The following is a 21,345-nucleotide window of genomic DNA, read 5'->3' as shown; positions in this document are numbered from 1 at the left end:
ACCTCCCCGCCCGTTGTCGGTTCCTCCTTTCTCAACAGGAGAAACAACATGGCCAACGACGAACTGAGCGCCGGCTTCACCGGGACGCCGACCGAACCGCCCACTGGTGTCCGAAAGGTAGCGAAGACAGCCACCGACGCAGTGAGCCGCGAAGCAAACGCTGTGGTGGTCGGGGCCGCGGATCACCCATACACCGCAACTGGCTTGGCGCTCACAGTCGGCCTCGCCTTCGCGATCGGTTATGTTTTGGGCCGATCGTCAGTCGACAACGGGCGGAGTTACTGGCGATAGACGCCGCGCGAGACAAAAAGAGTACGGCGGGCCGGCGCGCTGCTTGTGTAGGCGCAAGTTGTGCTCGCGCCGGCCATAGGCAACTCAGAAATCGCCAGAGAATCTCGAAAAACTCACCTCGCCGCCAGGTCGTGTATGTCAACCAATCCATCGCGCCACGTTCTCTGTTGCAGCGGAGGCACGCGAGCGCAACGTTGTCGCGGCGCTTGCTTCCTCCCTCAGCGCGCCGCTCGAGGTGCTCGATCGTCTCAGCGTCGAGTGGCAGGAGCCTAGCTGTTCTGGACTTGCTCGATCGCCTGCGCCAGAAATTCCAGCATACGAACGCGGATCTCGCCTTCCGACTGAGGCACTCCGGCCGCATCGAAGTCAGCCTTGATCTTGCGCACGACATCTTCGTGGCCCGCTTCCTCGAAATCGGCGGCAATGACGTCCCGGGCATAGGCTTCCGGGTCCGACTTATTCAGGAGACCTGCGGCCCAAAGGCCGAGCTGCCTGTTGCGCCGTGCCAAGGCCTTGAACCTCAACTCTTCGTCCAGCGCAAACTTCGCCTCGAAGGCCTTCTCGCGATCCTGCATCGTCGTCATCAATCGGTCTCCCTGAAGTTCCTAGCGAGCATTCTCGCACAATCCAGTGCGCGGGTGAAAGAGCTACGTGCTTTTTCGTCTTTGGTGACTTTCATGATACCCTAATCTAATTCGGGGGACTGAAAGATACGCCGATTGTGAAATGCGTTCTTTTCAGATATGGACCCGCTGAGAAAATTCCAAATGCGCGACCCAAGAGCGCCAACAACCACAGAGACAAGTCCATGAATCGTCGCCGCCGTATCTACGAGGGCAAGGCCAAGATCCTTTATGAGGGCCCGGAACCGGGCACGCTGATCCAGTTCTTCAAGGATGATGCGACCGCCTTCAACAAGAAGAAACATGACGTCATCGACGGCAAGGGCGTGCTCAACAACCGGATTTCCGAGTACATCTTCACCCATCTGAACAAGATCGGCATTCCGACTCACTTCATTCGCCGACTCAACATGCGCGAGCAACTGATCAAGGAAGTGGAGATCATTCCGCTCGAGATCGTCGTGCGCAACGTTGCCGCCGGCTCGCTCGCAAAGCGTCTCGGCATCGAGGAAGGCACGGTGCTGCCGCGCTCGATCATCGAGTTCTATTATAAGGCCGATGCGCTCGACGACCCGATGGTGTCGGAAGAGCACATCACCGCCTTCGGCTGGGCAAGCCCGCAGGAACTCGACGATATCATGGCGCTCGCCATCCGCATCAACGACTTCCTTTCCGGCCTTTTCCTCGGCGTCGGCATCCAGCTCGTCGACTTTAAGATCGAGTGCGGCCGCCTCTACGAAGGCGACATGATGCGCATCATCCTGGCCGATGAGATTTCGCCCGACAGCTGCCGCCTGTGGGACGTCGAAACCAAGGAAAAGATGGACAAGGATCGGTTCCGCCGAGACATGGGCGGGCTGGTCGAGGCCTATCAGGAAGTGGCCCGCCGTCTCGGCATCATCAACGAGAACGAGCCGCCGCGCGGTTCCGGCCCAGTGCTCGTCAAATAGTGATGCTGGTCAAGTAATTTTCGGAGATAGCAAGTGATCAAGGCACGCGTAACCGTGACGCTGAAGAATGGTGTTTTGGATCCGCAGGGCAAGGCCATCGAGGGGGCGCTGGGGGCGCTTGGCTTCGACGGCATCGGCCAGGTCCGCCAGGGCAAGGTGTTCGACCTGCAGCTCGAGACAGCGGACAAGGCCAAGGCCGAAGCAGAGCTCAAGGCCATGTGCGAAAAGCTGCTCGCCAACACCGTGATTGAAAACTACAGCATCTCCCTCGCCTGAGGGCGGGCATTTTGCGCCGGCGGCCTCGCACGGACAGTCATCCGTACGGTCCTCCGGCGTCTGCAATGCACTGAAAATCGCCTCACGCCGCAGAGGCCGCGGGGCCAAGGCAAGGTATCTACGCCCATGAAGTCAGCCGTCGTTCAGCTTCCAGGCCTCAACCGTGATCGCGACATGATCGCGGCGCTCACGAAGATCTCCGGCAAGGCTCCGGTGACCGTATGGCAGACCGAGACGGAAATTCCGGATGTCGACCTGATCGTCATTCCCGGCGGCTTTTCCTACGGTGACTACCTGCGCTGCGGTGCGATTGCCGCACGCATGCCGGTGATGCAGGCAATCAAATCCAAGGCCGAGCAAGGCGTGCGCGTCCTCGGCGTCTGCAACGGTTTCCAGATCCTCGTCGAAGCGGGTCTGCTGCCCGGCGCACTGATGCGCAATGCCTCGCTGAAATTCGTCTGCCGCGAGGTGAAGCTCGAAGTCGTCAATGCCGATACGGATTTCACGCGTGCCTATGCCGAGGGCCAGGTGATCCGCAGCCCTGTCGCGCACCACGACGGCAACTATTTCGCCGACGCCGAAACGTTGAAGGCGGTCGAGGGCAATGGCCAGGTCGTCTTCCGCTATACCGAGGACACCAATCCGAACGGCTCGATCAACGACATTGCCGGCGTGATGAACGACAGGGGCAATGTTCTTGGCATGATGCCGCATCCGGAAAACCTCATCGAGGTCGCCCATGGCGGCTCGGACGGTCGCGGCATCTTCGCCTCGGCGCTCGATGTAATCGCTGCTTAACCTTATCGCTGCTAGATGGCGGCATCGATCGTCCCCCGTGTCCGAGGCCGCCTATGCCATCCATGAACCGCAGACATTTCAACGCTCTTGGCTGCGCTGCCGCAAGCCTCCTGCTCGTCGCCGGCTGTCAATCCAATCCCCCGGCCTCCCCGCCCGCGAGTTCCGCCGCTTTGCCGACGATGGAGCGCATCGCGCTTGGCGCCAATGGCTGCTGGTTCAAGTCGGGCGACGCGGCCTTCAAGGCCTATCGTCTTGCGCCGGAACTCAACTCCTTCTCGGGCCGCCCGCGCATCCTGATCGTGCCACGCAAGTCGCCCGAGTCGCGCCCCCTCGCCGTCATCGAGGCCGAAGGGCACCCTGCCCGCCTGCAGGCTTTCGGCCCGCTTCTCAGCGAGCCGGTGGGCACACGGATTGCGTCGGACGTCCGGCGCTGGGCCGCCGGCGGCCAAGGCTGTGGTTAACTTAGACAAATCTCCCGCGTCCCCGCCTAGCCTTCGCTGTGTGCCGGGTGGCTAACGCCAGAACGGAATGGCGGCCTCTCGCCGGGCCTCCGCCTCGGTGACGCCGATATCCTTGAGCTGGTCGACGCTCAAATCGCCAAGCTCCAGACGGCTGCGCCTCTTGGCGGCTAAAGTGCAATAGGCACGCCAGAGCCGAGCCAGAATATTCTCGTCACCAGGCGAAGCCCGAAACGCGGAGTTCTTGGTCCTTTGCGGTGACAATCGGATTGTATCAATTGTACTCATTGCATTGACCTGTGTGCCGTTTAAGTCTTGTCTTGTTGTAATAATTGACAGGGCAATCGTGGCAATATAGATAATTGTCACCATGACAACTACTTGGCTTCCCGACATACAGCAGGGACACGGCCCGCTTTACGCGCGGATCGCCGACCAGATCGAGCAGGCGATCGGCAATGGGGCGCTGCCCGTCGGCACCAAGCTGCCGCCGCAACGCAACCTCGCCTTCGATATCGGGGTGACGATCGGCACGATTGGCCGGGCATACAATATCGTGCGGGAGCGCGGTCTCGTCAGTGGTGAGGTCGGCCGCGGCACCTATGTGCTCGATCATCCGGAGAGCAGACCGCCCGAACAGGCCGATCCGCTCACCACCTCGCTTGCCGGTACCCGGCCGATCGTCGCACCGCCCGGCAAGCTGCGCTTCGACAGTACGGCGGCGCCGGACATCGGTCAGGGTGACATACTGGCGAGATTGCTCGGCGACATTAGCCGGGAGCACCACGCGGACATCGCAAGCTATGCCCGGAATTTTCCGGATCATTGGTTCGAAGCGGGCGCGCAGTGGCTGGCGAGCGGTCGTTTCCGGCCCGCACCGGAATGCATCGTGCCGACGCTCGGCGCGCACGCCGCGGTCATCGCAGTTATTTCTGCCGTCACCTCGCCAGGCGACCGCATCGCCTTCGAGACCCTCACCTATTCGCAGGTGAGCCGCAGCGCCGGGCTGATCGGGCGCCGAATCACGTTGATGGCAAGCGACGAGTTCGGCTTGATACCGGAGGATTTCGAGCGCGTCTGTGCCCAGCAGCATCCGAAGCTCGCATTCCTGATGCCCAGTGCGCAGAACCCAACGGTAGCAATCATGCCGTTCGAGCGGCGCCAGGCGGTCGCTGAGATCGCCAGGAAATACGGCGTCTGGCTGGTCGAGGACAATCTCTACGGTTCGATGACCGGTGACCCCATTCCGCTGCTTGCCGAACTCGCGCCAGAGCGGACCTTCCTCGTCGGCGGCCTGTCGAAGTCCGTCGCCGCCGGTGTGCGCGGCGGCTGGGTGGCCTGTCCGCCGCATTTCAGCCAGCGCATCCGCATCGCCCACAAGATGATCAGCGGCGGCCTCCCCTTCCTCCTTGCCGAGCTTTGCGCGCGGCTGGTCCTTTCGGGGGCCGCATCTTCATTGCGCGGTCGCGGCGTCGAGGAAATCGGCGAGCGCGTCGCCATGGCGCGGGAAATCTTCGCCGGCTTCGAGTTCAACTCCCATCCCAAGGTGCCCTTCCTCTGGCTGAAGCTGCCGGAGCCGTGGCTGTCGGGAACCTTCAAGCAGGCGGCACTCCAGGAAGGCGTGCTGATCGATGACGAGGACGAATTCAAGGCTGGCCGGGCCGATCGCGTCTTCCACCGCATCCGTATCGGCTTCTCCTCGCCGGCCAAGCGCGCCGACGTGGAAGCGGGATTCCACATCCTAAGACGCCTGCTCGACAGCGGCCGGACCGGCTACGACAGCTTCGATTGAATCCCTGGAAGACAGGTTTCGCGCAAGCGACGACGGTCTATAGTTCTTCGCATTCTGCGTGAGTCGATTCGTCTTTCCGAGGATTTTGCATGCTCTCTTCAACTTGGCTTGGGAGTCGGGATCGAGTCGTTCGCTCTACGGCTATCTCGGTACTGTTCGGATGCGCTTTAGCGACCTCCGTCCATGCGGAAGAGCCAATTTTCGATGAACTGCGTTTCGGTGCCACGACCTCCATCGGCGACGGCGACAATCAGGAAGACGGCGTCTTCCCGTCCGTCACGGTCTTTTTTGACCCATTTGGTGCGGACAATGCCGGCGGCTTTGTCGAAAAGGTCCTGCGGCCACGGGTGCACGCCGGAGCCTCGATCGCGACCGCGTCGAACGGCGTCAACCAGATCTATGGCGGCTTCAGCTGGGATGCCGATATCACCGAACGCTTCTTCGTCGAACTGGGCGCGGGCGCGACGGTCCACGACGGCGACCTCAACGACGATGGAGCGAGCGGACCGAAGCTCGGCTGCCGGCTGATGTTTCGCGAGTATGCCGCCGCCGGCTTTCGTTTCGACGACCACTGGAACCTTTCGGCAACCGTGGAACACTCCTCGAATGCCAATCTTTGCAACGGGCCCAACGACGGTCTGACCCGTGCGGGCCTGATGCTCGGCTACAAGTTCTAACAGCGGGAACGACGGAGTTTCCGGCCAGCAGTGCGTCGACCGGCCACCTGTTGATCTGCGGTATTTTTCTGTCGCGCCATGACGCAGCTTAGGCTAATAAGCCGCAAAGCGCCCCCACAGCGCCGGGCGTCTTATCAGACGCGCGAAGGTGCTGTAGCACTTTGAGTTGCTGCCTGTTTTGTCCTTGCATCGGCTACGATTAAGGAAACATGCAGTGTGTCTGTTGCGGTTCGCACGCGCCGTGTCCCTGTCGGAAGGGGTGCGGGCCGCCCGAAGGATTGACGGTCGACGATGACGATTTCCAACACCCGCCCCATCACCCCGGACCTCATCGCCTCGCATGGGCTGAAGCCCGACGAATACGAGCGCATTCTGAATCTCATCGGGCGCGAACCGACCTTCACCGAGCTCGGCATTTTCTCGGCGATGTGGAACGAGCACTGCTCGTACAAGTCCTCGAAAAAATGGCTCAGGACGCTTCCGACCAAGGGTCCGCGCGTCATTCAGGGGCCCGGCGAGAACGCCGGCGTCGTCGATATCGATGACGGCGACTGCGTCGTCTTCAAGATGGAGAGCCACAACCATCCTTCCTATATCGAGCCGTACCAGGGCGCGGCGACCGGCGTCGGCGGCATCCTGCGCGACGTCTTCACCATGGGCGCGCGTCCGATCGCCGCCATGAACGCGCTTCGCTTCGGCTCACCGGATCATCCGAAGACCCGCCACCTTGTTTCCGGGGTCGTTGCCGGTGTCGGCGGCTACGGCAATTCCTTCGGGGTGCCGACCGTCGGCGGCGAGGTTGAGTTCGACGCGCGCTATAATGGCAACATCCTCGTCAACGCCTTTGCGGCCGGCCTCGCGAAGAGCGATGCGATCTTCTATTCGAAGGCGGAAGGTGTCGGCCTCCCCGTCGTCTATCTCGGCGCCAAGACGGGCCGCGACGGCGTCGGCGGCGCGACCATGGCGTCGGCCGAATTCGACGAGTCGATCGAGGAGAAGCGCCCGACCGTGCAGGTCGGCGACCCCTTCACCGAGAAATGCCTGCTCGAGGCCTGCCTCGAACTGATGCAGACCGGCGCCGTCATCGCGATCCAGGACATGGGCGCGGCGGGTCTCACCTGCTCGGCCGTCGAGATGGGCGCCAAGGGCGATCTCGGCATCGAACTCGACCTCGACAAGGTGCCGGTGCGCGAGGAGCGCATGACTGCCTACGAAATGATGCTTTCCGAAAGCCAGGAGCGCATGCTGATGGTGCTGCGCCCGGAAAAGGAAGAGGAAGCCAAGGCGATCTTCGTCAAGTGGGGCCTCGATTTCGCAATCGTCGGCAAGACGACCGACGACCTGCGCTTCCGCATCCTGCATCAGGGCGAGGAAGTGGCGAACCTGCCGATCAAGGACCTGGGCGACGAGGCTCCGGAATATGACCGCCCCTGGAGCCCGGCCAAGAGCCCTTCGCCGCTTGCCACCAACGACATTCCCGAGACCGATGTCGCCGAAGCGCTTCTGAAGCTGGCGGGTTCTGCCAACAACTCCTCGCGCCGCTGGGTCTACGAGCAATACGATACGCTGATCCAGGGCAATTCGCTGCAACTGCCGGGCGGCGACGCCGGAGTGGTCCGCGTCGACGGCCATGCGACGAAGGCGCTCGCCTTCTCCTCCGACGTCACGCCGCGCTATGTCGAGGCCGATCCTTTCGAAGGCGGCAAGCAGGCAGTCGCCGAGTGCTGGCGCAACCTCACGGCAACCGGTGCGCTGCCGCTCGCTGCAACGGACAATCTGAACTTTGGCAACCCCGAGCGGCCGGAAATCATGAGTCAGTTCGTGCACGCGATCAAAGGCATCGGCGAAGCCTGCCGCGCTCTCGATTTTCCGATCGTTTCCGGCAACGTCTCGCTCTACAACGAGACGAACGGTCAGGGGATTCTGCCGACCCCGACCATCGGCGGCGTCGGCCTGATCGGCGATTGGGCAAAGATGGCACGCATCCGCTTTGCAGCCGCCGACGAGGTGATCCTCGTTGCCGGAGCGCCGGAAGGCTGGGGAACCCATATCGCCCAGTCGGTCTACATGCGTGATATCCACGGCCGCACCGATGGCCCGGCGCCACATGTCGATCTGGCGCATGAGCGCAAGGTTGGCGACTTCGTTCGCGGCCTGATTGCGGACGGGCTGGTCACGGCCGTGCATGACTGCTCTTCGGGTGGCCTGGCCCTTGCCGTCGCGGAAATGGCGATGGCCTCCGGGATCGGCGCGACGATTGAAGCGCCCGCTGGACACGATCCGATTGCGGCCTTCTACGGGGAAGACCAGGGCCGCTATGTCGTGACCGTTACGCCCGGGAAGCTCGAGACGGTCGCCGCACGGGCGAGAGACGCTGGCGTGACCTTGCCGGACATCGGCACGACCGGCGGCGACACGGTGAAGCTCGGCGATGCGAAGGCGGTCTCCGTCGAGGAATTACGCTCGGCCCATGAAGCCTGGTTCCCCACTTACATGGGCGGCGATCTCGCTCCCGACAATTGAGGGATTGGCGGTTCGAAGGGGGCAAATCATGATTTGCCTTCCGCCCCTGAATCGTGGTTCCCTTGAAGTCACGAGCGGTGGCAGCGCCGCCACAGAAAAATAACAAAGGGAGTTGGCATGTCATGCCCATGACACCAGGCGATATCGAAGACATGATCAAGGCCGGGATCCCCGGCGCCAAGGTCACGATCCGCGATTTGGCCGGTGACGGCGACCACTATGCCGCCGAAGTCGTGGCCGAAGCGTTTCGTGGCAAGACCCGCGTGCAGCAGCACCAGATGGTCTACAACGCTCTAAAGGGCAATATGGGCGGCATACTCCATGCGCTCGCCCTACAGACCAGCGCGCCGGAGTGAGCCTGTATGGCGGATCTGATCAAGGAGCTCGTCAGCGGCATCGTTGACAGCGCGCTGAAGGAGATTCTGAAAAAGACCGGCGCCAGGAAAGCCTCAACGCGGCGGGCGAAGCGTCGGACCCGGAAGACCGTTTCGGGCGGTGGCATCCTCGAGGAGATCATCGAGGCTGCGATCCGCAGACCGGCAAGGAAACAGGTCAGCCGCCGCCGCACGGCTGCGTCCCGAGCAAAGTGCGCCGCCGCTCCGCCTGAGGGAGTGGTTCGCGAGCCGCATTTTGAGGACCATCAATATTTCTTGAGATTGGGTGGTGAAAATCGCGCCCGCGCATGCTATCTAAGCTGCAAAACGACATCCGGTCCTTGAAGCCGGCCAGGAAGGAAGACGATATGAGCGGAATTCAAGATTTCATCGCCAACGAAGTCAAGACGAACGACGTCGTTCTCTTCATGAAGGGCACGCCGCAGTTTCCGCAGTGTGGTTTCTCCGGCCAGGTGGTGCAAATTCTCGACTACATCGGCGTCGACTACAAGGGCATCAACGTGCTCGCCGATGCAGACCTGCGCCAGGGCATCAAGGATTACTCCAACTGGCCGACCATTCCGCAGCTCTATGTGAAGGGCGAATTCGTCGGCGGTTGCGACATCGTGCGCGAGATGTTCCAGGCGGGCGAGTTGCAGGAGCATCTTCAGGGACAGGGAATTTCCGTAAAGGGCGCCGCGTAAGGCCGCTAGTACCGAACAACTCTCGGAAAAGGCGGGCTGACCGCCTTTTTTGATTCCGGGATTATATGTCTCTCGGCTAATTTTCGACGTGCTCCAGGACCAGGCGGAGAAATTCACCCGCTCGGAATGCGCCTTCAACGGCCCAGAATTGGCAGACTTTTGACTTGCCCTCCATGGGGTTATCGACGGCATGCATTGACCCGGGGTGTGCGTCGTTGCGGCGGGATATTCTCGGCATCGACATCGGCAACGGTTCAACTCAGAACTGAAGTTTTACAGATAGTTCAACGTATTAAAGAGAGTTTTGCGCCTTCCGCATTAGCGGCGCGCTCTGGACTGCCGCCTGGTGGACGGTTAGCGGGAATCATGAAATGACAAAGCCTATAGATCAAACTGCCATGCTTTCCGGGCTGACCAAGGTCCAGTTCATCGCCCTGATGGCGATGCTGATGTCCATCAACGCAATTTCGATCGACATCATGTTGCCGGGACTGCAGGAAATCGGTGCGAGCCTTGGCGTTGCCGACGAAAACGACCGGCAATATGTCATCTCCGCCTATTTGTTCGGCATGGGCTTTGCGCAATTGTTCTTCGGCCCGCTTTCCGACCGTTTCGGCCGAAAAGCGCCCCTGCTGGCCGGGCTCGCGCTTTATGCTCTCTGCGCTGTCGCGATTGTATTTGTGCCGACATTCACGGCTCTTCTCTTCTTCCGCTTCCTGCAGGGTGTCGGTGCGGCGGCAACGCGCGTCGTCACCGTCTCGATTGTGCGGGATGTTTATGGCGGGCGCCAGATGGCGGAGATCATGTCGCTGGTGATGATGGTCTTCATGATCGTCCCGGTCGTTGCGCCGAGCATTGGTCAGTTGATCATGCTGTTCTCCGAATGGCACATGATCTTCGTCGTGATCGCCCTGTTCGCAACGATCGTGTCCACGCCGGTCGCTTTGCGGCTTCGGGAAACACTTGTTCCGGCGAACCGACGCGCTTTCACCCTGTCGACGATCCTGGACGGCTTCCGCATCGTTCTAACGAACCGGATCGCCCTATTCTATACGCTCGCGACGTCCGCGCTCCTCGGCGGCCTCTTTGGCTTCATAAACTCGGCGCAGCAGATCCTCGTCGGGATCTACGGGCTCGGCATCTGGTTCCCGGCTGTCTTCGCCACCTTTGCCGGGATGATGGCCGTTGCCTCGTTCACGAATTCGCGCCTGGTGGAGCGATTCGGCATGCGGGCGCTGTCGCATGCGGCACTGCTCGGTTTCGCCCTGGCAAGCTTCGTCTGGATGGTCGCGTCGCTGATCGGGCCGCTGCCGCTGCCGCTCTTCGTTCTCCTTCAGGCCGCCGCAATGTTCCAGTTCGGCCTGATGGCCGCGAATTTCAACGCGATGGCGATGGAACCGCTTGGCCATGTGGCTGGCACCGCCTCCTCCGTGTTGGGATTTACGCAGACGATCGGCGGCGGCTTTATCGGTGCACTCGTCGGCCAGGCTTTCGACGGGACCGTGACACCGCTGGCCGTCGGCTTTTCCATCGTAGCCACCCTTGCTCTGGTCTTCGTGCTGATCGCGGAGCAGGGAAAGCTTTTCAAACCGCACAATCCTGCCGGCTAGCCGGACGCCCGGTGTGGCACAACGGCCGGATTGTTCCTCCCAAATCTGCCTATTGTGGATACTCAAATGACTTCCATCTCAGAAGATACCCTCAACGCCCGACAACAATCGAAACATATCGACACGGTTTCAGGCGCGGCACGGATCGGCATGGGCCTCGTCGAATTCGTCGTGACCATTGCCGTGATGACGGCGAGCGTCGCGCTTGCGATCGACAGCATGCTGCCGGCGCTTTCGAGCATCGGACAGTCGTTCGGCGTTGCCAATGCCAATGACGCACAGCTCGTCATCGGCATCTTTTTCCTCGGATTCGGCTTTTCGCAGATATTCTTCGGCAGCCTTTCGGACGCTTTCGGGCGCCGTGTCGTGTTGCTCGGTGGATTGGCCTTCTTCACTCTTTCGAGCTTTGCCGCCTCGCAGGCGACGAGCTTCGAAGCGCTGCTCGTCCTCCGTTTCATCCAGGGGATCGGCGCGGCGGCCGTGCGGATCACGACCATGGCGATCGTGCGCGACTGTTTCGGCGGTCGCGAGATGGCACGCGTCATGTCCTATGTGATGATCGTCTTCATGATCGTGCCGATCGTCGCTCCGTCGCTCGGACAGCTCGTCATCCTCTATGCCGATTGGCACTGGATCTTCATCCTGATCGGACTGATCGGCCTGATCCTGTTCCTGGTAGCCCTGACGCGCATGTCGGAGTCTCTACCGGTTGAGGAGCGCCTGCCACTCTCGGTCAGCGCGATCCTTTCAGGATTCCGGACAGTCCTGACGAACCGCATCACCTGCGGCTATATGATCGGCCTGACATTGTTCACAGCGGTCATCTGCGCCTACATCGTCAGCGTTCAGCAGGTGTTCGGTGAGATCTACGGCCTTGCCGATTGGCTGCCGATCGCCTTCGCCGGAACGGCCGGCGGCATCGCCGTCGCGAATTTTGCCAATGGCTTCTTCGTCCGCAGCTTCGGCATGCGCCGTATCTCGCACGTTGCAATGATCCTGTTCACGCTGCTTTCAGCGGCAGGCTTTGCCATATCGCTTGCCGGCACTCCGGCCTTCGTCGTCAGCTATCTGCTGTTCTCGGTCCTGCTGATGTTCTTCGCCCTGATCGCAACAAACTTCACCGCCATCAGCCTTGAGCCAATGGGACATCTCGCCGGAACGGCGACGGCGATCACAGGCTTCATCTCGACGACCGCCGGCGCCCTCATCGGCAGCGCCGTCGGTCAGCTGTTCAACGGAACACTGCAGCCCCTGTTCGGTGGTTTCGCCCTGTTCGGACTGCTCACCATTGCCGCAACGCTCTGGGCGGAAAAGGGAAAGCTCTTCACGCATCCGGGCGACAATCCCACGGCGCACGATCACGGCGGCGGTCATATCTAAGACAACGCCCGCTCGTCGTTTCGAGCGGGCTTTTTTTTTGTCTCCGTGCTTCCTGTCGCGCTCAGACAGTAAAGACCTCGCGCCGCAGCACTTCCCAGCTTTCCTTGTCGGTGGCGAGCAGCAGCCCGCCATTGGTGTGCGCCGGTAGGTAGCGTGACCCGTCGAAGCGTGCCGCATAGGCGCCGGCCTCTTCGGCGATCAGCGTGCCGGCGAGGTGGTCCCACGGCATGAGCTTCTGGTACATCAGGAAATGCAAATGACCAGAGGCGAAGATGCGGTATTCATGCGCAGCACAGCGGTAGCTGGTGGCAATCCTCACCTTGGCCATATTGCCCATCACGATGCGGCGGTCATCTTCCTTGTAAAAGGCCGTCGATGCGCCACCGACCATGTTTCCAAGCGGCACGCCGGCGGTGACCGACAGCTTCTCCTGCGATCCGTTCGGCCGGCACATCCAGGCACCGGAGCCCTTCTCGGCAATGACCCAATCGTTGCCGAGCGGGTCGTAGATAATCCCGGCAACCGTTTCCCCCTTGGCGACGACGCTCGCCATCACCCCAAAGAGCGGCATGCCGGCCGCGAAGTTGAACGTGCCGTCGATCGGATCCACGACGATAGCGAGATCAGCCTCCGCCAGCTTGTCGAGGAGCGCGGGATCGGCAGCGACCGATTCCTCGCCGATGAAGACTGCGCCAGGCGCAACCGCATCGATCTTCGATTTGATGAGCCTCTCGGCAGCCTCGTCGCCCTCGGTCACGAGATCGATAGCCTCGGACTTCATCCGCACATCGCCCGATTCCAGATTCCGGAAGCGAGGCAGGATCTCCTTCACCGCCGCCTCCTGCAATAGGTTTGCGAGGGCGGCGATATCGACGGATTGGCTCATTCTTTGGGCTCCGGAGAAAGGGACTGGAAATCGAAAAGCTTCGGGTCGAGGAGGTGAGCCGGGTTTACATGGCCGAGCGCGCGCAGCATCGTATCCTTGCGGCCGGGCATGCGCCGCTCGATATCGGCAAGCATTGCCTTCATGGCATTGCGCTCGAGGCCATCCTGCGAGCCGCAGAGATCGCAGGGGATGATCGGAAACTCCATCGCTGCGGCGAATTTCGCCAGATCTTCCTCGGCCGCATAGGCAAGCGGCCTCAGGACCATCAGGTCGCCTTCGTCATTGAGGAGCTTCGCCGGCATGGATGCAAGCCGGCCGCCATGGAAGAGATTCATGAAGAAGGTTTCGAGAATGTCTTCGCGATGGTGCCCGAGCACCAGCGCGTCGCACCCCTCCTCCCGCGCGATGCGGTAGAGGTTGCCACGTCTCAGCCTGGAACAGAGCGAGCAATAGGTGGCGCCCGTCGGCACCTTTTCCTTCACGATCGAATAGGTGTCGCGGTATTCGATCCGGTGCTTGATGCCGATCGAGGCGAGATAGTCCGGCAGGATGTGCTTTGGGAAATTCGGCTGGCCCTGGTCGAGATTGCAGGCAATGAGCTCGACCGGCAGAAGCCCGCGCCATTGCAGGTCCATCAGCAGTGCCAGCAAGCTGTAACTGTCCTTGCCGCCCGAAACGCCGATAAGCCATCGCTTTGACCCCTTCAGCATCCCGAATTCATCGAAAGCCTGACGCACCTGGCGCAACAGGCGCTTCCTGAGCTTATTGAAGGAGACGGAGGACGGCATGCGCGCGAACAGCGGATGCGCACCGGTGTCCAAGCCGGGATCTTGCTCATCGATTGCGATGCCCGTCGTTTCGCACTGGGACGATTGTGAGAGTTCCATGGCGGTGGTCTCGGAATCTGCGGCGATAATAGAGCGCCCAAAGGTCTGCCTCAGCACTTGCCCCGTCCGGCCCGGAAGATCAAGGGAAAACGGGGGGCGTCCGTTCGTCACTTCCGTCCGTTCGTCACTGGCCGAAGACCGACCAGCCGGTGCGGGCGGCCAGCATTTCGAGTGCCAGCGATCCGAGCAGCGAATTGCCGTTCTCGTTGAGGCCCGGCGACCAGACGGCAATGGAGGCCTTTCCGGGCGCAACGGCCATGATACCGCCGCCGACGCCGCTCTTGCCGGGCAAGCCGACGCGATAGGCGAAGTCGCCGGAACCGTCATAGTGGCCGCAGGTGAGCATCAGTGCATTGATGCGCCGCGCCCGCTGGCGCGACACGACGGAATGGCCGGTCAACGGATTGGTCCCGCCGGCAGCCAGAAACAGGCCGGCCTTGGCAAGCTGGCTGCAGGTCATGGCGAGCGCGCAATGGTGGAAATAGACGCCGAGCACATGTTCGACCGGATGATCGAGGCGTCCGAACGACCGCATGAAGCTGGCGAGCGCGAAATTGCGGTAGCCCGTGGCCGTCTCGGAGCGGGCCACCTCGTGGTCGATGACGATATTCTCGTCGTCGGCAAGATAGCGGACGAAACGCACGATCTCGCCGATCAATTCCCTCGGGGTATGGCCGGCGAGGATGAGATCGCTGATCGTGATCGCCCCGGCATTGATGAACGGATTGCGCGGCTTGCCGCCTTCATGCTCGAGCTGCACGATCGAGTTGAAGGCAGAACCGGACGGCTCGCGCCCTACCCGGTGCCAGATATTCTCGCCATGCTTGCCAAGCGCCAGCGTCAGCGTGAACACCTTGGAAATGCTCTGGATCGAGAACGGCGCTTCCGCATCGCCGACGCGATGCATCTCTCCACCAGTCGTGATGATTGCCATGCCGAAATGCCGGGGATCAACGCGGGCAAGCTGGGGAATATAGTCGGCTACCTTTCCCTCGCCGAACCGCGGCGTCAGCTCTCGATAGATGTCGTCGAGGATCAGTTGCAGATCCTGTGGCGCTTTCTGCTCCGGCATACGGCACTCCTCGATCTCAATCGGGATAGGAATGGTCTTTGCGGCGCGTCACCGCTTTCCCACTCCATCTATGATTCTCGTTTCAACATTTCCGTACAAAAAAACCGCCCGTCTCCGGGCGGTTTTCGAAAGTCGCAGGCGAGCCTGGATTAACGCGAATAGAATTCGACGACCAGGTGCGGTTCCATGACGACCGGGTACGGGACGTCGGTCAGAGCCGGGACGCGGACAAAGGTCGCGACCATCTTATTGTGATCGGCTTCGAGGTAGTCCGGAACGTCGCGCTCAGCGAGCTGGACGGATTCGAGGACCGAAACGAGCTGTTTGGACTTGTCCTTGACTTCGATGACGTCGCCCGGCTTGCAACGGTAGGAACCGATGTTGACGCGAACGCCGTTGACCTTGACGTGGCCGTGGTTGACGAACTGGCGGGCGGCAAAGACGGTCGGAACGAACTTGGCGCGGTAGACGATCGCGTCGAGGCGCGACTCGAGCAGGCCGATCAGGTTTTCCGGGGTGTCGCCCTTGCGGCGGGAAGCTTCGGCGAAGATCGCGCGGAACTGCTTTTCACGGATATCGCCGTAGTAGCCCTTCAGCTTCTGCTTGGCGCGCAGCTGCACGCCGAAGTCGGAGAGCTTGGACTTGCGGCGCTGGCCGTGCTGGCCCGGGCCGTATTCGCGACGGTTGACCGGGGACTTCGGACGGCCCCAGATGTTTTCGCCCATGCGGCGGTCAATTTTATACTTGGACGATTCGCGCTTGCTCATCGCATTTCCTTTCAAACAGTTACACCGGCCTGTTACCAAACCGGATCAAGGAAACACGCCCTCCTCTGAACCCATTTTAGGGGTTCTGACAGGTTTCTCACGATCGCTGCCGGAGAAACCACGGGACATGTCAAATGAAACACCGGGCATCGCTGCCCGGCGTTGGGCGGGTGTTTACGCATTGGGCGGTGAATTGTCAAACAGATTTACGCGAAAAACGCAGAGATTTCCGGCACTCGTCACTCCGCGGCGGCGCGTTCAGATATGCCGGTATCGAGCGCATTCGCATCGCCCGGCATGGTCTCGGCCGCGAGATCGGGAAAGGCTACGATGCGCCTGCCAGAGAAATCCGCATGAACGACGATCAGCCCCTGCTCCTCGAAATAGCCGAGCAGCCGCCGCGCGCGCCGGGCCGAGTGGGTGCCGTAAGCGCGCGCGATCATTGTGTCCGATGGGCACGGCAGGCCACGCACGGCCGCCTGTGCGATCATCAGGAAGACAGCCTGTAGGTCTTCGGTCACCCGATCGGCGAGACGGAGAGCCGATGCCCATGCTTCGGTCGCGGCCGTCTCCGCATCGACGCCCGAGCGGGCCACAGCCATTCTGCGCCGAAAGACACTCAGAGATGGTGCGGAGCCGGGTACACGGCGAATGCGGCAGCGGACAAGAAAATCCTGATACAGTTCCGCGTCCGGCCGGAAGGCCGCCTCAGGGTTGGCGAGAATTTCCGCGAACAGGCCGTCGAGCATGGCTTCGCGTTCTTCCGCTGAAATCTGTGGCTGCGCGGGCTTCAAGTCCACCGGCGCCACCGGCTCCGGTCGCGGTCGGGACAATTCTGCAAGGATATCGCTCGCGGGCCGCGGCTGCGGCGCCGGACGGCGCATGACGGGCCGGCTCAACTCTTCCGGATCCGGCGTGAAGATCAGGTCCTCGACGTCCTGCGGTGCTTCCGGCAGCGGCATCAGCTTCGGGCTCGTCGAGCGCGCCGAAGTCTCGACCGATCCGATCGTTACCTTCAGCGGCCGACGGGAAAGCGCCGGGCCAAGCGCCACGAACGAGCCGCGCTTCAGATCGCGGAACATTTCGGCCGTGCGCCGGTCCATGCCGAGAAGATCGGCAGCGCGCTGCATGTCGATATCGAGGAAGGTGCGCCCCATCAGGAAGTTCGAGGCTTCCGCCGCGACGTTCTTCGCGAGCTTCGCCAGGCGTTGCGTGGCGATCACGCCGGCAAGCCCGCGCTTGCGGCCGCGGCACATCAGATTGGTCATCGCGCCGAGCGAGATCTTGCGCGCCTCTTCCGATACGTCGCCTCCGACAGACGGCGCGAACATCTGCGCCTCGTCGACGACCACCAGAACCGGATACCAGTATTCGCGCTCGGCATCGAACATCGCATTGAGGAACACGCCGGCGCTGCGCATCTGCTGCTCGATATCGAGGCCTTCAAGCGAAAGCACGCAAGAGACGCGGTGCTGGCGAATGCGCGTCGCGATACCGATCAGTTCCGCGTCCGTGCGTTCGCCTTCGATCACCACATGGCCGAACTTGTCGGCAAGCGTCACGAAATCGCCTTCCGGATCGATGATGCACTGCTGCACCCAGGGCGCGGATTGCTCGAGCAGCCGGCGCAACAGATGCGACTTCCCGGAGCCGGAATTGCCCTGCACCAGGAGACGCGTCGCCAGAAGCTCCTCGATATCGAGCGAGGCCGAAGTCCCCTCGGACGTCGTTCCCATGTCGATGCCGACTTTCATTCTTACCTCTTCGTCAGGAATGATTCGCAACCCCGCCGGGATCGCCAAACGAGCGACACCTAGCACGGTTTTGCCAGCGGTCAGCGCCGCTATTCTGACAACTCACAGGAATACGAAGGCCACTCAGATAGAGCAAAACGCTTTGCAGGGAAAAGCTCGCAAAAGTTGAAATTGGATAGATGCGCTCCTATATGTTTATCCGCCTGAAAATGGCCCACAGAGGACTGCAACTCTTCCGATGTCCCAGTACGAAACCGAAAACCACTTTCAATTCGACCAGCAATTGCGCGAATCCGGGAAGGACGCTTACCGCGTCATCTCGCGAGCCGAAGCGCGGCGCTCCTGGCCAGCTTGGCCCTTGCTATCGCCGTTGTGCTTGCAATAGCCGCCTTCATCCTGCCGACGGCCTTCTGACGATCATGCGGAACGTACAGTGAGCCCAAAGCCCTGCATCAACCGTCGCGTCGCGAAATCGGGCCTGCCGGAGGTGAATATCGCCGGGTCCTCGCCATTCAACGGTTCGAAACCGTTCGGCAGCGGCACGAGCGAATGCGCCCGCCGCGCGATCGCCTCGGCCGGATCCAGCCAGTCGACCGGCCAGGGCGCCAGCCGTCGGAAGACGTTCGCCATGAAGGGATAATGCGTGCAGGCCAGCACGACGATATCGGTCTGCCTGCCGTCCATCTCGACGAAGCACGGCGCGATCTCCGCCAGCACCGCCTCGTCCTCCAGCTTTTCACCGCGGATGTAAGCTTCCGCCATGCGCGCCAGATTTTCGGAGCCGACAAGCCGCACGTGACATTGAGAGGCGAAGGACTGGATGAGGTCGCGGGTGTAGGCGCGCTTCACCGTGCCGGGCGTCGCCAGAACCGCGACCAGCCCTGAACGTGTGCGCTCGGCCGCGGGCTTGATCGCCGGCACCGTCCCGACGAAGGTCATCTGCGGATAGGCCGCGCGCAGATCCGACCCGACGAGCGTGAAGGCTGTGTTGCAGGCGATGATGCAGATTTCCGGATCGTGCTCCGCCAGCAAGTCGCCGAAGAGCGCAATCACCCGGGCCTTCAGAGCGCCCTCCTCCCATCCGCCATAGGGAAATCCCGCATCGTCGGCGACATAGATGAAGTGCCGCTCCGGCATGAGCACGCGCGCTTCGCGCAGCACCGTCAGGCCGCCGATGCCGCTGTCGAAGACGAGAATGGGTTTCAGTTCAGTCGTCGTCACCGCTGCCTCGCACTTTCCTGCCGTCGGCGGGTGCGCCCGAGCCGCGCGGGTTTTCGCGCGTGAAGCGGTCGAGCGATGAGATGACGCCGCGGAGCACCCGGATTTCTGATTCGCTGAAGGATGGCCTAGTCAGAACAGCGCGGAGATTTTCCACTAATTTCGGCTTTTTATCGGCGGAGCGAAAATAGTTGCGCGCCTCGAGCGCCTCCTCGAGATGATCGAACAAGCCCTGGAGATGCTCCTTGGTGGCAGGCTGCTGTTCGATCGCCTGGAATGAAGTTTCGTCCTCCGACTCCATGCCGGTCTTCATCCACTCATAGGACATCAGCAGCACGGCCTGGGCAAGATTGAGCGATGCGAAGGCCGGATTGACCGGGAAGGTGACGATCTCATCCGCCAGAGCCACTTCCTCATTGGTCAATCCGGTGCGCTCGCGGCCGAAAATAATGCCGACCGCCTGGCCGCTCTTGAAGCGCTGACGCAGCGTGCGAGTGGCGACGATCGGCGAACGCACCGGCTTGTAACCGTCACGGTCGCGGGCCGTGGTGGCATAGACGAAGTTGAGGTCGCCGATCGCCTCCTCGAGCGAACTATAGAGCTTGGCGCCGTCGATCACGTGATCGGCGCGGCTCGCTGCCGAGCGCGCCTTCTCACTTGGCCAGCCATCGCGAGGATTGACGAGGCGCAGCTCCGACAAGCCGAAATTCGCCATCGCCCGGGCGACCATGCCGATATTTTCGCCGAGCTGCGGATAGGCGAGAATGATCGCCGGACCTTCGGTCAAGAGTTCGCGCTCGCTGTTGGTGCCTGCCATTATGATACCCTGCCTCCTTTGCCGCTTCCCTCGCACAAAAGCCTTCGAAGTTAAAGCCGGGACGCTGAAGACGGCAACCGTCCTACGTCACCCAAAGTTTCGGCCAAGCATGCTTTGCCTTGTGGGTCCACAGTGCTATAGGGCTCTGGATTTTCCCACCGTCGGAATGCCGCACGCGGTGTTCCGCAAGCTACGAGGCATATTCATGGCAAAGATCAAGGTCGCCAATCCGGTCGTCGAACTCGACGGCGATGAGATGACCCGCATCATCTGGCAGTTCATCAAGGACAAGCTGGTCCATCCCTACCTCGACCTTGATCTCGAATATTACGATCTCAGCGTCGAAAACCGTGATGCGACGGAAGACCAGGTGACGATCGATGCTGCAAATGCCATTAAGAAGCACGGCGTCGGCGTCAAGTGCGCGACGATCACGCCGGATGAGGCACGCGTCGAGGAATTCAACCTGAAGAAGATGTGGAAGTCGCCGAACGGCACGATCCGCAACATCCTTGGCGGCGTTATCTTCCGCGAGCCGATCATCTGCAAGAACGTGCCGCGTCTCGTTCCCGGCTGGACGAAGCCGATCATCGTCGGCCGTCACGCTTTCGGCGACCAGTACCGCGCCACCGACTTCAAGTTCCCGGGCAAGGGCAAGCTGTCGATCAAGTTCGTCGGCGAGGACGGCCAGACGATCGAGCACGACGTCTATGACGCGCCGGGCGCCGGCGTTGCGATGGCCATGTACAACCTCGACGAATCGATCACCGAATTCGCCCGCGCCTCCTTCAACTACGGCCTGCAGCGCAAGGTGCCGGTCTATCTCTCGACCAAGAACACCATTCTGAAGGCCTATGACGGCCGCTTCAAGGACATCTTCCAGAAGGTGTTCGAGGAGGAATTCGCCGAGCAGTTCAAGGTCGCCAAGCTCTGGTACGAGCACCGCCTGATCGACGACATGGTCGCCTCGGCACTGAAGTGGTCCGGCGGCTACGTCTGGGCCTGCAAGAACTACGACGGCGACGTGCAGTCGGACATCGTCGCGCAGGGCTTCGGCTCGCTCGGCCTGATGACCTCGGTGCTGATGACGCCCGACGGCAAGACAGTCGAAGCGGAAGCCGCGCACGGCACGGTCACCCGCCACTACCGCCAGCACCAGAAGGGCGAGGAAACCTCGACCAACTCGATCGCCTCGATCTTCGCCTGGACGCGCGGCCTTGCGCATCGCGCCAAGCTCGACGGCAATGCCGAACTCGCGAAGTTCTCCGAAACCCTGGAACGCGTCTGCGTCGAAACCGTCGAAGCCGGCTTCATGACCAAGGACCTGGCGCTGCTGATCGGTCCCGACCAGCCGTGGCTCTCGACCACCGGCTTCCTCGACAAGATCGACGAGAACCTCAAGAAGGCGATGGCCGCTTAATCGGCCCATTCCAGACCACGAATGAGAAACCCGGCCTCGCGCCGGGTTTTTGCTTTTGACCAGAATAG

At 61.5% G+C, this 21,345-nt stretch carries 23 protein-coding genes and 1 pseudogene; 14 read left to right on the top strand and 10 right to left on the bottom strand.

All coding sequences use genetic code 11. The annotated features are described in order from the left end of the window. Positions 1-48: 48 nt before the first annotated feature. Positions 49-291: a membrane protein gene (locus CO676_RS10045; protein ID WP_041414439.1), complete on the top strand. Its 243-nt coding sequence runs from the start codon at positions 49-51 to the stop codon at positions 289-291. On the opposite strand, the gene CO676_RS10040 is transcribed toward CO676_RS10045, so the two are convergent. Both CO676_RS10040 and CO676_RS10035 read right to left on the bottom strand, forming a co-directional pair. Then, a complete protein-coding gene (locus CO676_RS10040) occupies positions 212-652 on the bottom strand; it encodes an HNH endonuclease (RefSeq protein WP_080605642.1) in 441 nt (146 codons plus the stop codon). The genes CO676_RS10045 and CO676_RS10040 overlap by 80 nt on opposite strands. Beyond that, a complete protein-coding gene (locus CO676_RS10035) occupies positions 561-875 on the bottom strand; it encodes a DUF1476 domain-containing protein (RefSeq protein ID WP_014764722.1) in 315 nt (104 codons plus the stop codon). The genes CO676_RS10040 and CO676_RS10035 overlap by 92 nt, the downstream gene beginning before the upstream one ends. 224 nt (positions 876-1,099) lie before the next feature. Here CO676_RS10035 and purC point away from each other — a divergent pair, with 224 nt between their 5' ends. From purC to CO676_RS10015, 4 genes are all read left to right on the top strand, one after another. Continuing rightward, positions 1,100-1,864 carry a phosphoribosylaminoimidazolesuccinocarboxamide synthase gene (gene purC / locus CO676_RS10030; protein ID WP_012708153.1) on the top strand — a complete coding sequence of 255 codons (765 nt, stop codon included), beginning with the start codon at positions 1,100-1,102 and terminating at the stop codon, positions 1,862-1,864. Between the two features lie 33 nt (positions 1,865-1,897). Continuing rightward, complete coding sequence (gene purS / locus CO676_RS10025; protein WP_012708154.1) at positions 1,898-2,140, top strand: phosphoribosylformylglycinamidine synthase subunit PurS; 243 nt, start codon at positions 1,898-1,900, stop codon at positions 2,138-2,140. Positions 2,141-2,266: 126 nt separating this feature from the next. Next, positions 2,267-2,938 carry a phosphoribosylformylglycinamidine synthase subunit PurQ gene (purQ, locus tag CO676_RS10020; RefSeq protein WP_014764724.1) on the top strand — a complete coding sequence of 224 codons (672 nt, stop codon included), beginning with the start codon at positions 2,267-2,269 and terminating at the stop codon, positions 2,936-2,938. Between the two features lie 53 nt (positions 2,939-2,991). Continuing rightward, positions 2,992-3,399: a hypothetical protein gene (locus CO676_RS10015; RefSeq protein WP_014764725.1), complete on the top strand. Its 408-nt coding sequence runs from the start codon at positions 2,992-2,994 to the stop codon at positions 3,397-3,399. Between the two features lie 51 nt (positions 3,400-3,450). Here the strand turns inward: CO676_RS10015 and CO676_RS35175 are convergent, their stop codons facing one another. Next, positions 3,451-3,768, bottom strand: coding sequence for a DUF1127 domain-containing protein (locus tag CO676_RS35175; RefSeq protein WP_041414440.1), 318 nt, complete (start codon positions 3,766-3,768; stop codon positions 3,451-3,453). On the opposite strand from CO676_RS35175, the gene CO676_RS10005 reads away from it, so the two are divergent. From CO676_RS10005 to CO676_RS09970, 8 genes and pseudogenes are all read left to right on the top strand, one after another. Continuing rightward, the gene (locus CO676_RS10005) at positions 3,767-5,188 is read left to right on the top strand and encodes a PLP-dependent aminotransferase family protein (protein WP_014764726.1); all 1,422 of its coding nucleotides are present in this window, start codon (positions 3,767-3,769) and stop codon (positions 5,186-5,188) included. The genes CO676_RS35175 and CO676_RS10005 overlap by 2 nt on opposite strands. 89 nt (positions 5,189-5,277) lie before the next feature. Further along, positions 5,278-5,865, top strand: a complete 588-nt coding sequence (locus CO676_RS10000; protein WP_097520662.1) for an acyloxyacyl hydrolase — start codon at positions 5,278-5,280, stop codon at positions 5,863-5,865. A 291-nt stretch (positions 5,866-6,156) separates the two neighbouring features. Next, on the top strand, positions 6,157-8,388 hold the full coding sequence (purL, locus tag CO676_RS09995) for a phosphoribosylformylglycinamidine synthase subunit PurL (RefSeq protein WP_097520661.1): 2,232 nt from the start codon (positions 6,157-6,159) through the stop codon (positions 8,386-8,388). A 122-nt stretch (positions 8,389-8,510) separates the two neighbouring features. Further along, a complete protein-coding gene (locus tag CO676_RS09990; protein ID WP_014328481.1) occupies positions 8,511-8,744 on the top strand; it encodes a BolA family transcriptional regulator in 234 nt (77 codons plus the stop codon). A gap of 6 nt (positions 8,745-8,750) precedes the next feature. Next, positions 8,751-8,975, top strand: a pseudogene (locus CO676_RS09985) (hypothetical protein); the annotation flags it as partial. A gap of 155 nt (positions 8,976-9,130) precedes the next feature. Further along, a complete protein-coding gene (gene grxD, locus CO676_RS09980) occupies positions 9,131-9,466 on the top strand; it encodes a Grx4 family monothiol glutaredoxin (protein ID WP_014764730.1) in 336 nt (111 codons plus the stop codon). 371 nt (positions 9,467-9,837) lie between these two features. Then, positions 9,838-11,076 (top strand): multidrug effflux MFS transporter, encoded by a 1,239-nt coding sequence (locus tag CO676_RS09975; RefSeq protein ID WP_097520660.1) that lies wholly within the window; start codon positions 9,838-9,840, stop codon positions 11,074-11,076. 66 nt (positions 11,077-11,142) lie between these two features. Then, on the top strand, positions 11,143-12,456 hold the full coding sequence (locus CO676_RS09970; RefSeq protein ID WP_097520658.1) for a multidrug effflux MFS transporter: 1,314 nt from the start codon (positions 11,143-11,145) through the stop codon (positions 12,454-12,456). A 61-nt stretch (positions 12,457-12,517) separates the two neighbouring features. Here the strand turns inward: CO676_RS09970 and CO676_RS09965 are convergent, their stop codons facing one another. From CO676_RS09965 to CO676_RS09935, 7 genes are all read right to left on the bottom strand, one after another. After that, positions 12,518-13,342, bottom strand: a complete 825-nt coding sequence (locus CO676_RS09965; RefSeq protein ID WP_097520657.1) for an inositol monophosphatase — start codon at positions 13,340-13,342, stop codon at positions 12,518-12,520. Then, entirely contained in the window at positions 13,339-14,229 is an 891-nt protein-coding gene (gene ttcA, locus CO676_RS09960; RefSeq protein WP_097520655.1) for a tRNA 2-thiocytidine(32) synthetase TtcA, read from the bottom strand. The genes CO676_RS09965 and ttcA overlap by 4 nt, the downstream gene beginning before the upstream one ends. 124 nt (positions 14,230-14,353) lie before the next feature. Then, the gene (locus CO676_RS09955; protein ID WP_041414444.1) at positions 14,354-15,301 is read right to left on the bottom strand and encodes a glutaminase; all 948 of its coding nucleotides are present in this window, start codon (positions 15,299-15,301) and stop codon (positions 14,354-14,356) included. A 149-nt stretch (positions 15,302-15,450) separates the two neighbouring features. After that, on the bottom strand, positions 15,451-16,068 hold the full coding sequence (gene rpsD / locus CO676_RS09950) for a 30S ribosomal protein S4 (RefSeq protein WP_014764737.1): 618 nt from the start codon (positions 16,066-16,068) through the stop codon (positions 15,451-15,453). Between the two features lie 239 nt (positions 16,069-16,307). Continuing rightward, on the bottom strand, positions 16,308-17,822 hold the full coding sequence (locus CO676_RS09945; protein WP_097520653.1) for an ATP-binding protein: 1,515 nt from the start codon (positions 17,820-17,822) through the stop codon (positions 16,308-16,310). Between the two features lie 417 nt (positions 17,823-18,239). Further along, positions 18,240-19,043 carry a glutamate racemase gene (gene murI / locus CO676_RS09940; RefSeq protein ID WP_097520651.1) on the bottom strand — a complete coding sequence of 268 codons (804 nt, stop codon included), beginning with the start codon at positions 19,041-19,043 and terminating at the stop codon, positions 18,240-18,242. Continuing rightward, on the bottom strand, positions 19,030-19,857 hold the full coding sequence (locus tag CO676_RS09935; RefSeq protein ID WP_097520649.1) for an RNA methyltransferase: 828 nt from the start codon (positions 19,855-19,857) through the stop codon (positions 19,030-19,032). Before CO676_RS09935 ends, murI begins: the two co-directional genes overlap by 14 nt. A 205-nt stretch (positions 19,858-20,062) precedes the next feature. Here CO676_RS09935 and CO676_RS09930 point away from each other — a divergent pair, with 205 nt between their 5' ends. Beyond that, complete coding sequence (locus CO676_RS09930; RefSeq protein ID WP_097520647.1) at positions 20,063-21,277, top strand: NADP-dependent isocitrate dehydrogenase; 1,215 nt, start codon at positions 20,063-20,065, stop codon at positions 21,275-21,277. Positions 21,278-21,345 lie beyond the last annotated feature (68 nt).

The organism is Sinorhizobium sp. BJ1, from assembly GCF_002531555.1.
Taxonomy (GTDB): Bacteria; Pseudomonadota; Alphaproteobacteria; order Rhizobiales; family Rhizobiaceae; genus Sinorhizobium; species Sinorhizobium fredii_B.
Note: the sequence above shows the minus strand (reverse complement) of the source record. Positions and strands in the feature narration are given on the sequence as shown.

Excerpts from the sequence above, each read along its gene's own strand:
- CO676_RS09955 (WP_041414444.1), bottom strand. The coding sequence starts at position 15,301 with ATGCCGGAGCAGAAAGCGCCACAGGATCTGCAACTGATCCTCGACGAC.
- CO676_RS09935 (WP_097520649.1), bottom strand. The coding sequence starts at position 19,857 with ATGGCAGGCACCAACAGCGAGCGCGAACTCTTGACCGAAGGTCCGGCG.
- CO676_RS10040 (WP_080605642.1), bottom strand. The coding sequence starts at position 652 with ATGCGGCCGGAGTGCCTCAGTCGGAAGGCGAGATCCGCGTTCGTATGC.
- purQ (WP_014764724.1), top strand. The coding sequence starts at position 2,267 with ATGAAGTCAGCCGTCGTTCAGCTTCCAGGCCTCAACCGTGATCGCGAC.
- CO676_RS09970 (WP_097520658.1), top strand. The coding sequence starts at position 11,143 with ATGACTTCCATCTCAGAAGATACCCTCAACGCCCGACAACAATCGAAA.
- CO676_RS10045 (WP_041414439.1), top strand. The coding sequence starts at position 49 with ATGGCCAACGACGAACTGAGCGCCGGCTTCACCGGGACGCCGACCGAA.
- CO676_RS35175 (WP_041414440.1), bottom strand. The coding sequence starts at position 3,768 with ATGGTGACAATTATCTATATTGCCACGATTGCCCTGTCAATTATTACA.
- CO676_RS10015 (WP_014764725.1), top strand. The coding sequence starts at position 2,992 with ATGCCATCCATGAACCGCAGACATTTCAACGCTCTTGGCTGCGCTGCC.
- CO676_RS10005 (WP_014764726.1), top strand. The coding sequence starts at position 3,767 with ATGACAACTACTTGGCTTCCCGACATACAGCAGGGACACGGCCCGCTT.
- CO676_RS09990 (WP_014328481.1), top strand. The coding sequence starts at position 8,511 with ATGCCCATGACACCAGGCGATATCGAAGACATGATCAAGGCCGGGATC.
- CO676_RS10000 (WP_097520662.1), top strand. The coding sequence starts at position 5,278 with ATGCTCTCTTCAACTTGGCTTGGGAGTCGGGATCGAGTCGTTCGCTCT.
- grxD (WP_014764730.1), top strand. The coding sequence starts at position 9,131 with ATGAGCGGAATTCAAGATTTCATCGCCAACGAAGTCAAGACGAACGAC.
- CO676_RS09930 (WP_097520647.1), top strand. The coding sequence starts at position 20,063 with ATGGCAAAGATCAAGGTCGCCAATCCGGTCGTCGAACTCGACGGCGAT.
- CO676_RS09965 (WP_097520657.1), bottom strand. The coding sequence starts at position 13,342 with ATGAGCCAATCCGTCGATATCGCCGCCCTCGCAAACCTATTGCAGGAG.
- rpsD (WP_014764737.1), bottom strand. The coding sequence starts at position 16,068 with ATGAGCAAGCGCGAATCGTCCAAGTATAAAATTGACCGCCGCATGGGC.
- CO676_RS09945 (WP_097520653.1), bottom strand. The coding sequence starts at position 17,822 with ATGAAAGTCGGCATCGACATGGGAACGACGTCCGAGGGGACTTCGGCC.
- purC (WP_012708153.1), top strand. The coding sequence starts at position 1,100 with ATGAATCGTCGCCGCCGTATCTACGAGGGCAAGGCCAAGATCCTTTAT.
- purL (WP_097520661.1), top strand. The coding sequence starts at position 6,157 with ATGACGATTTCCAACACCCGCCCCATCACCCCGGACCTCATCGCCTCG.
- ttcA (WP_097520655.1), bottom strand. The coding sequence starts at position 14,229 with ATGGAACTCTCACAATCGTCCCAGTGCGAAACGACGGGCATCGCAATC.
- CO676_RS09975 (WP_097520660.1), top strand. The coding sequence starts at position 9,838 with ATGACAAAGCCTATAGATCAAACTGCCATGCTTTCCGGGCTGACCAAG.
- CO676_RS10035 (WP_014764722.1), bottom strand. The coding sequence starts at position 875 with ATGACGACGATGCAGGATCGCGAGAAGGCCTTCGAGGCGAAGTTTGCG.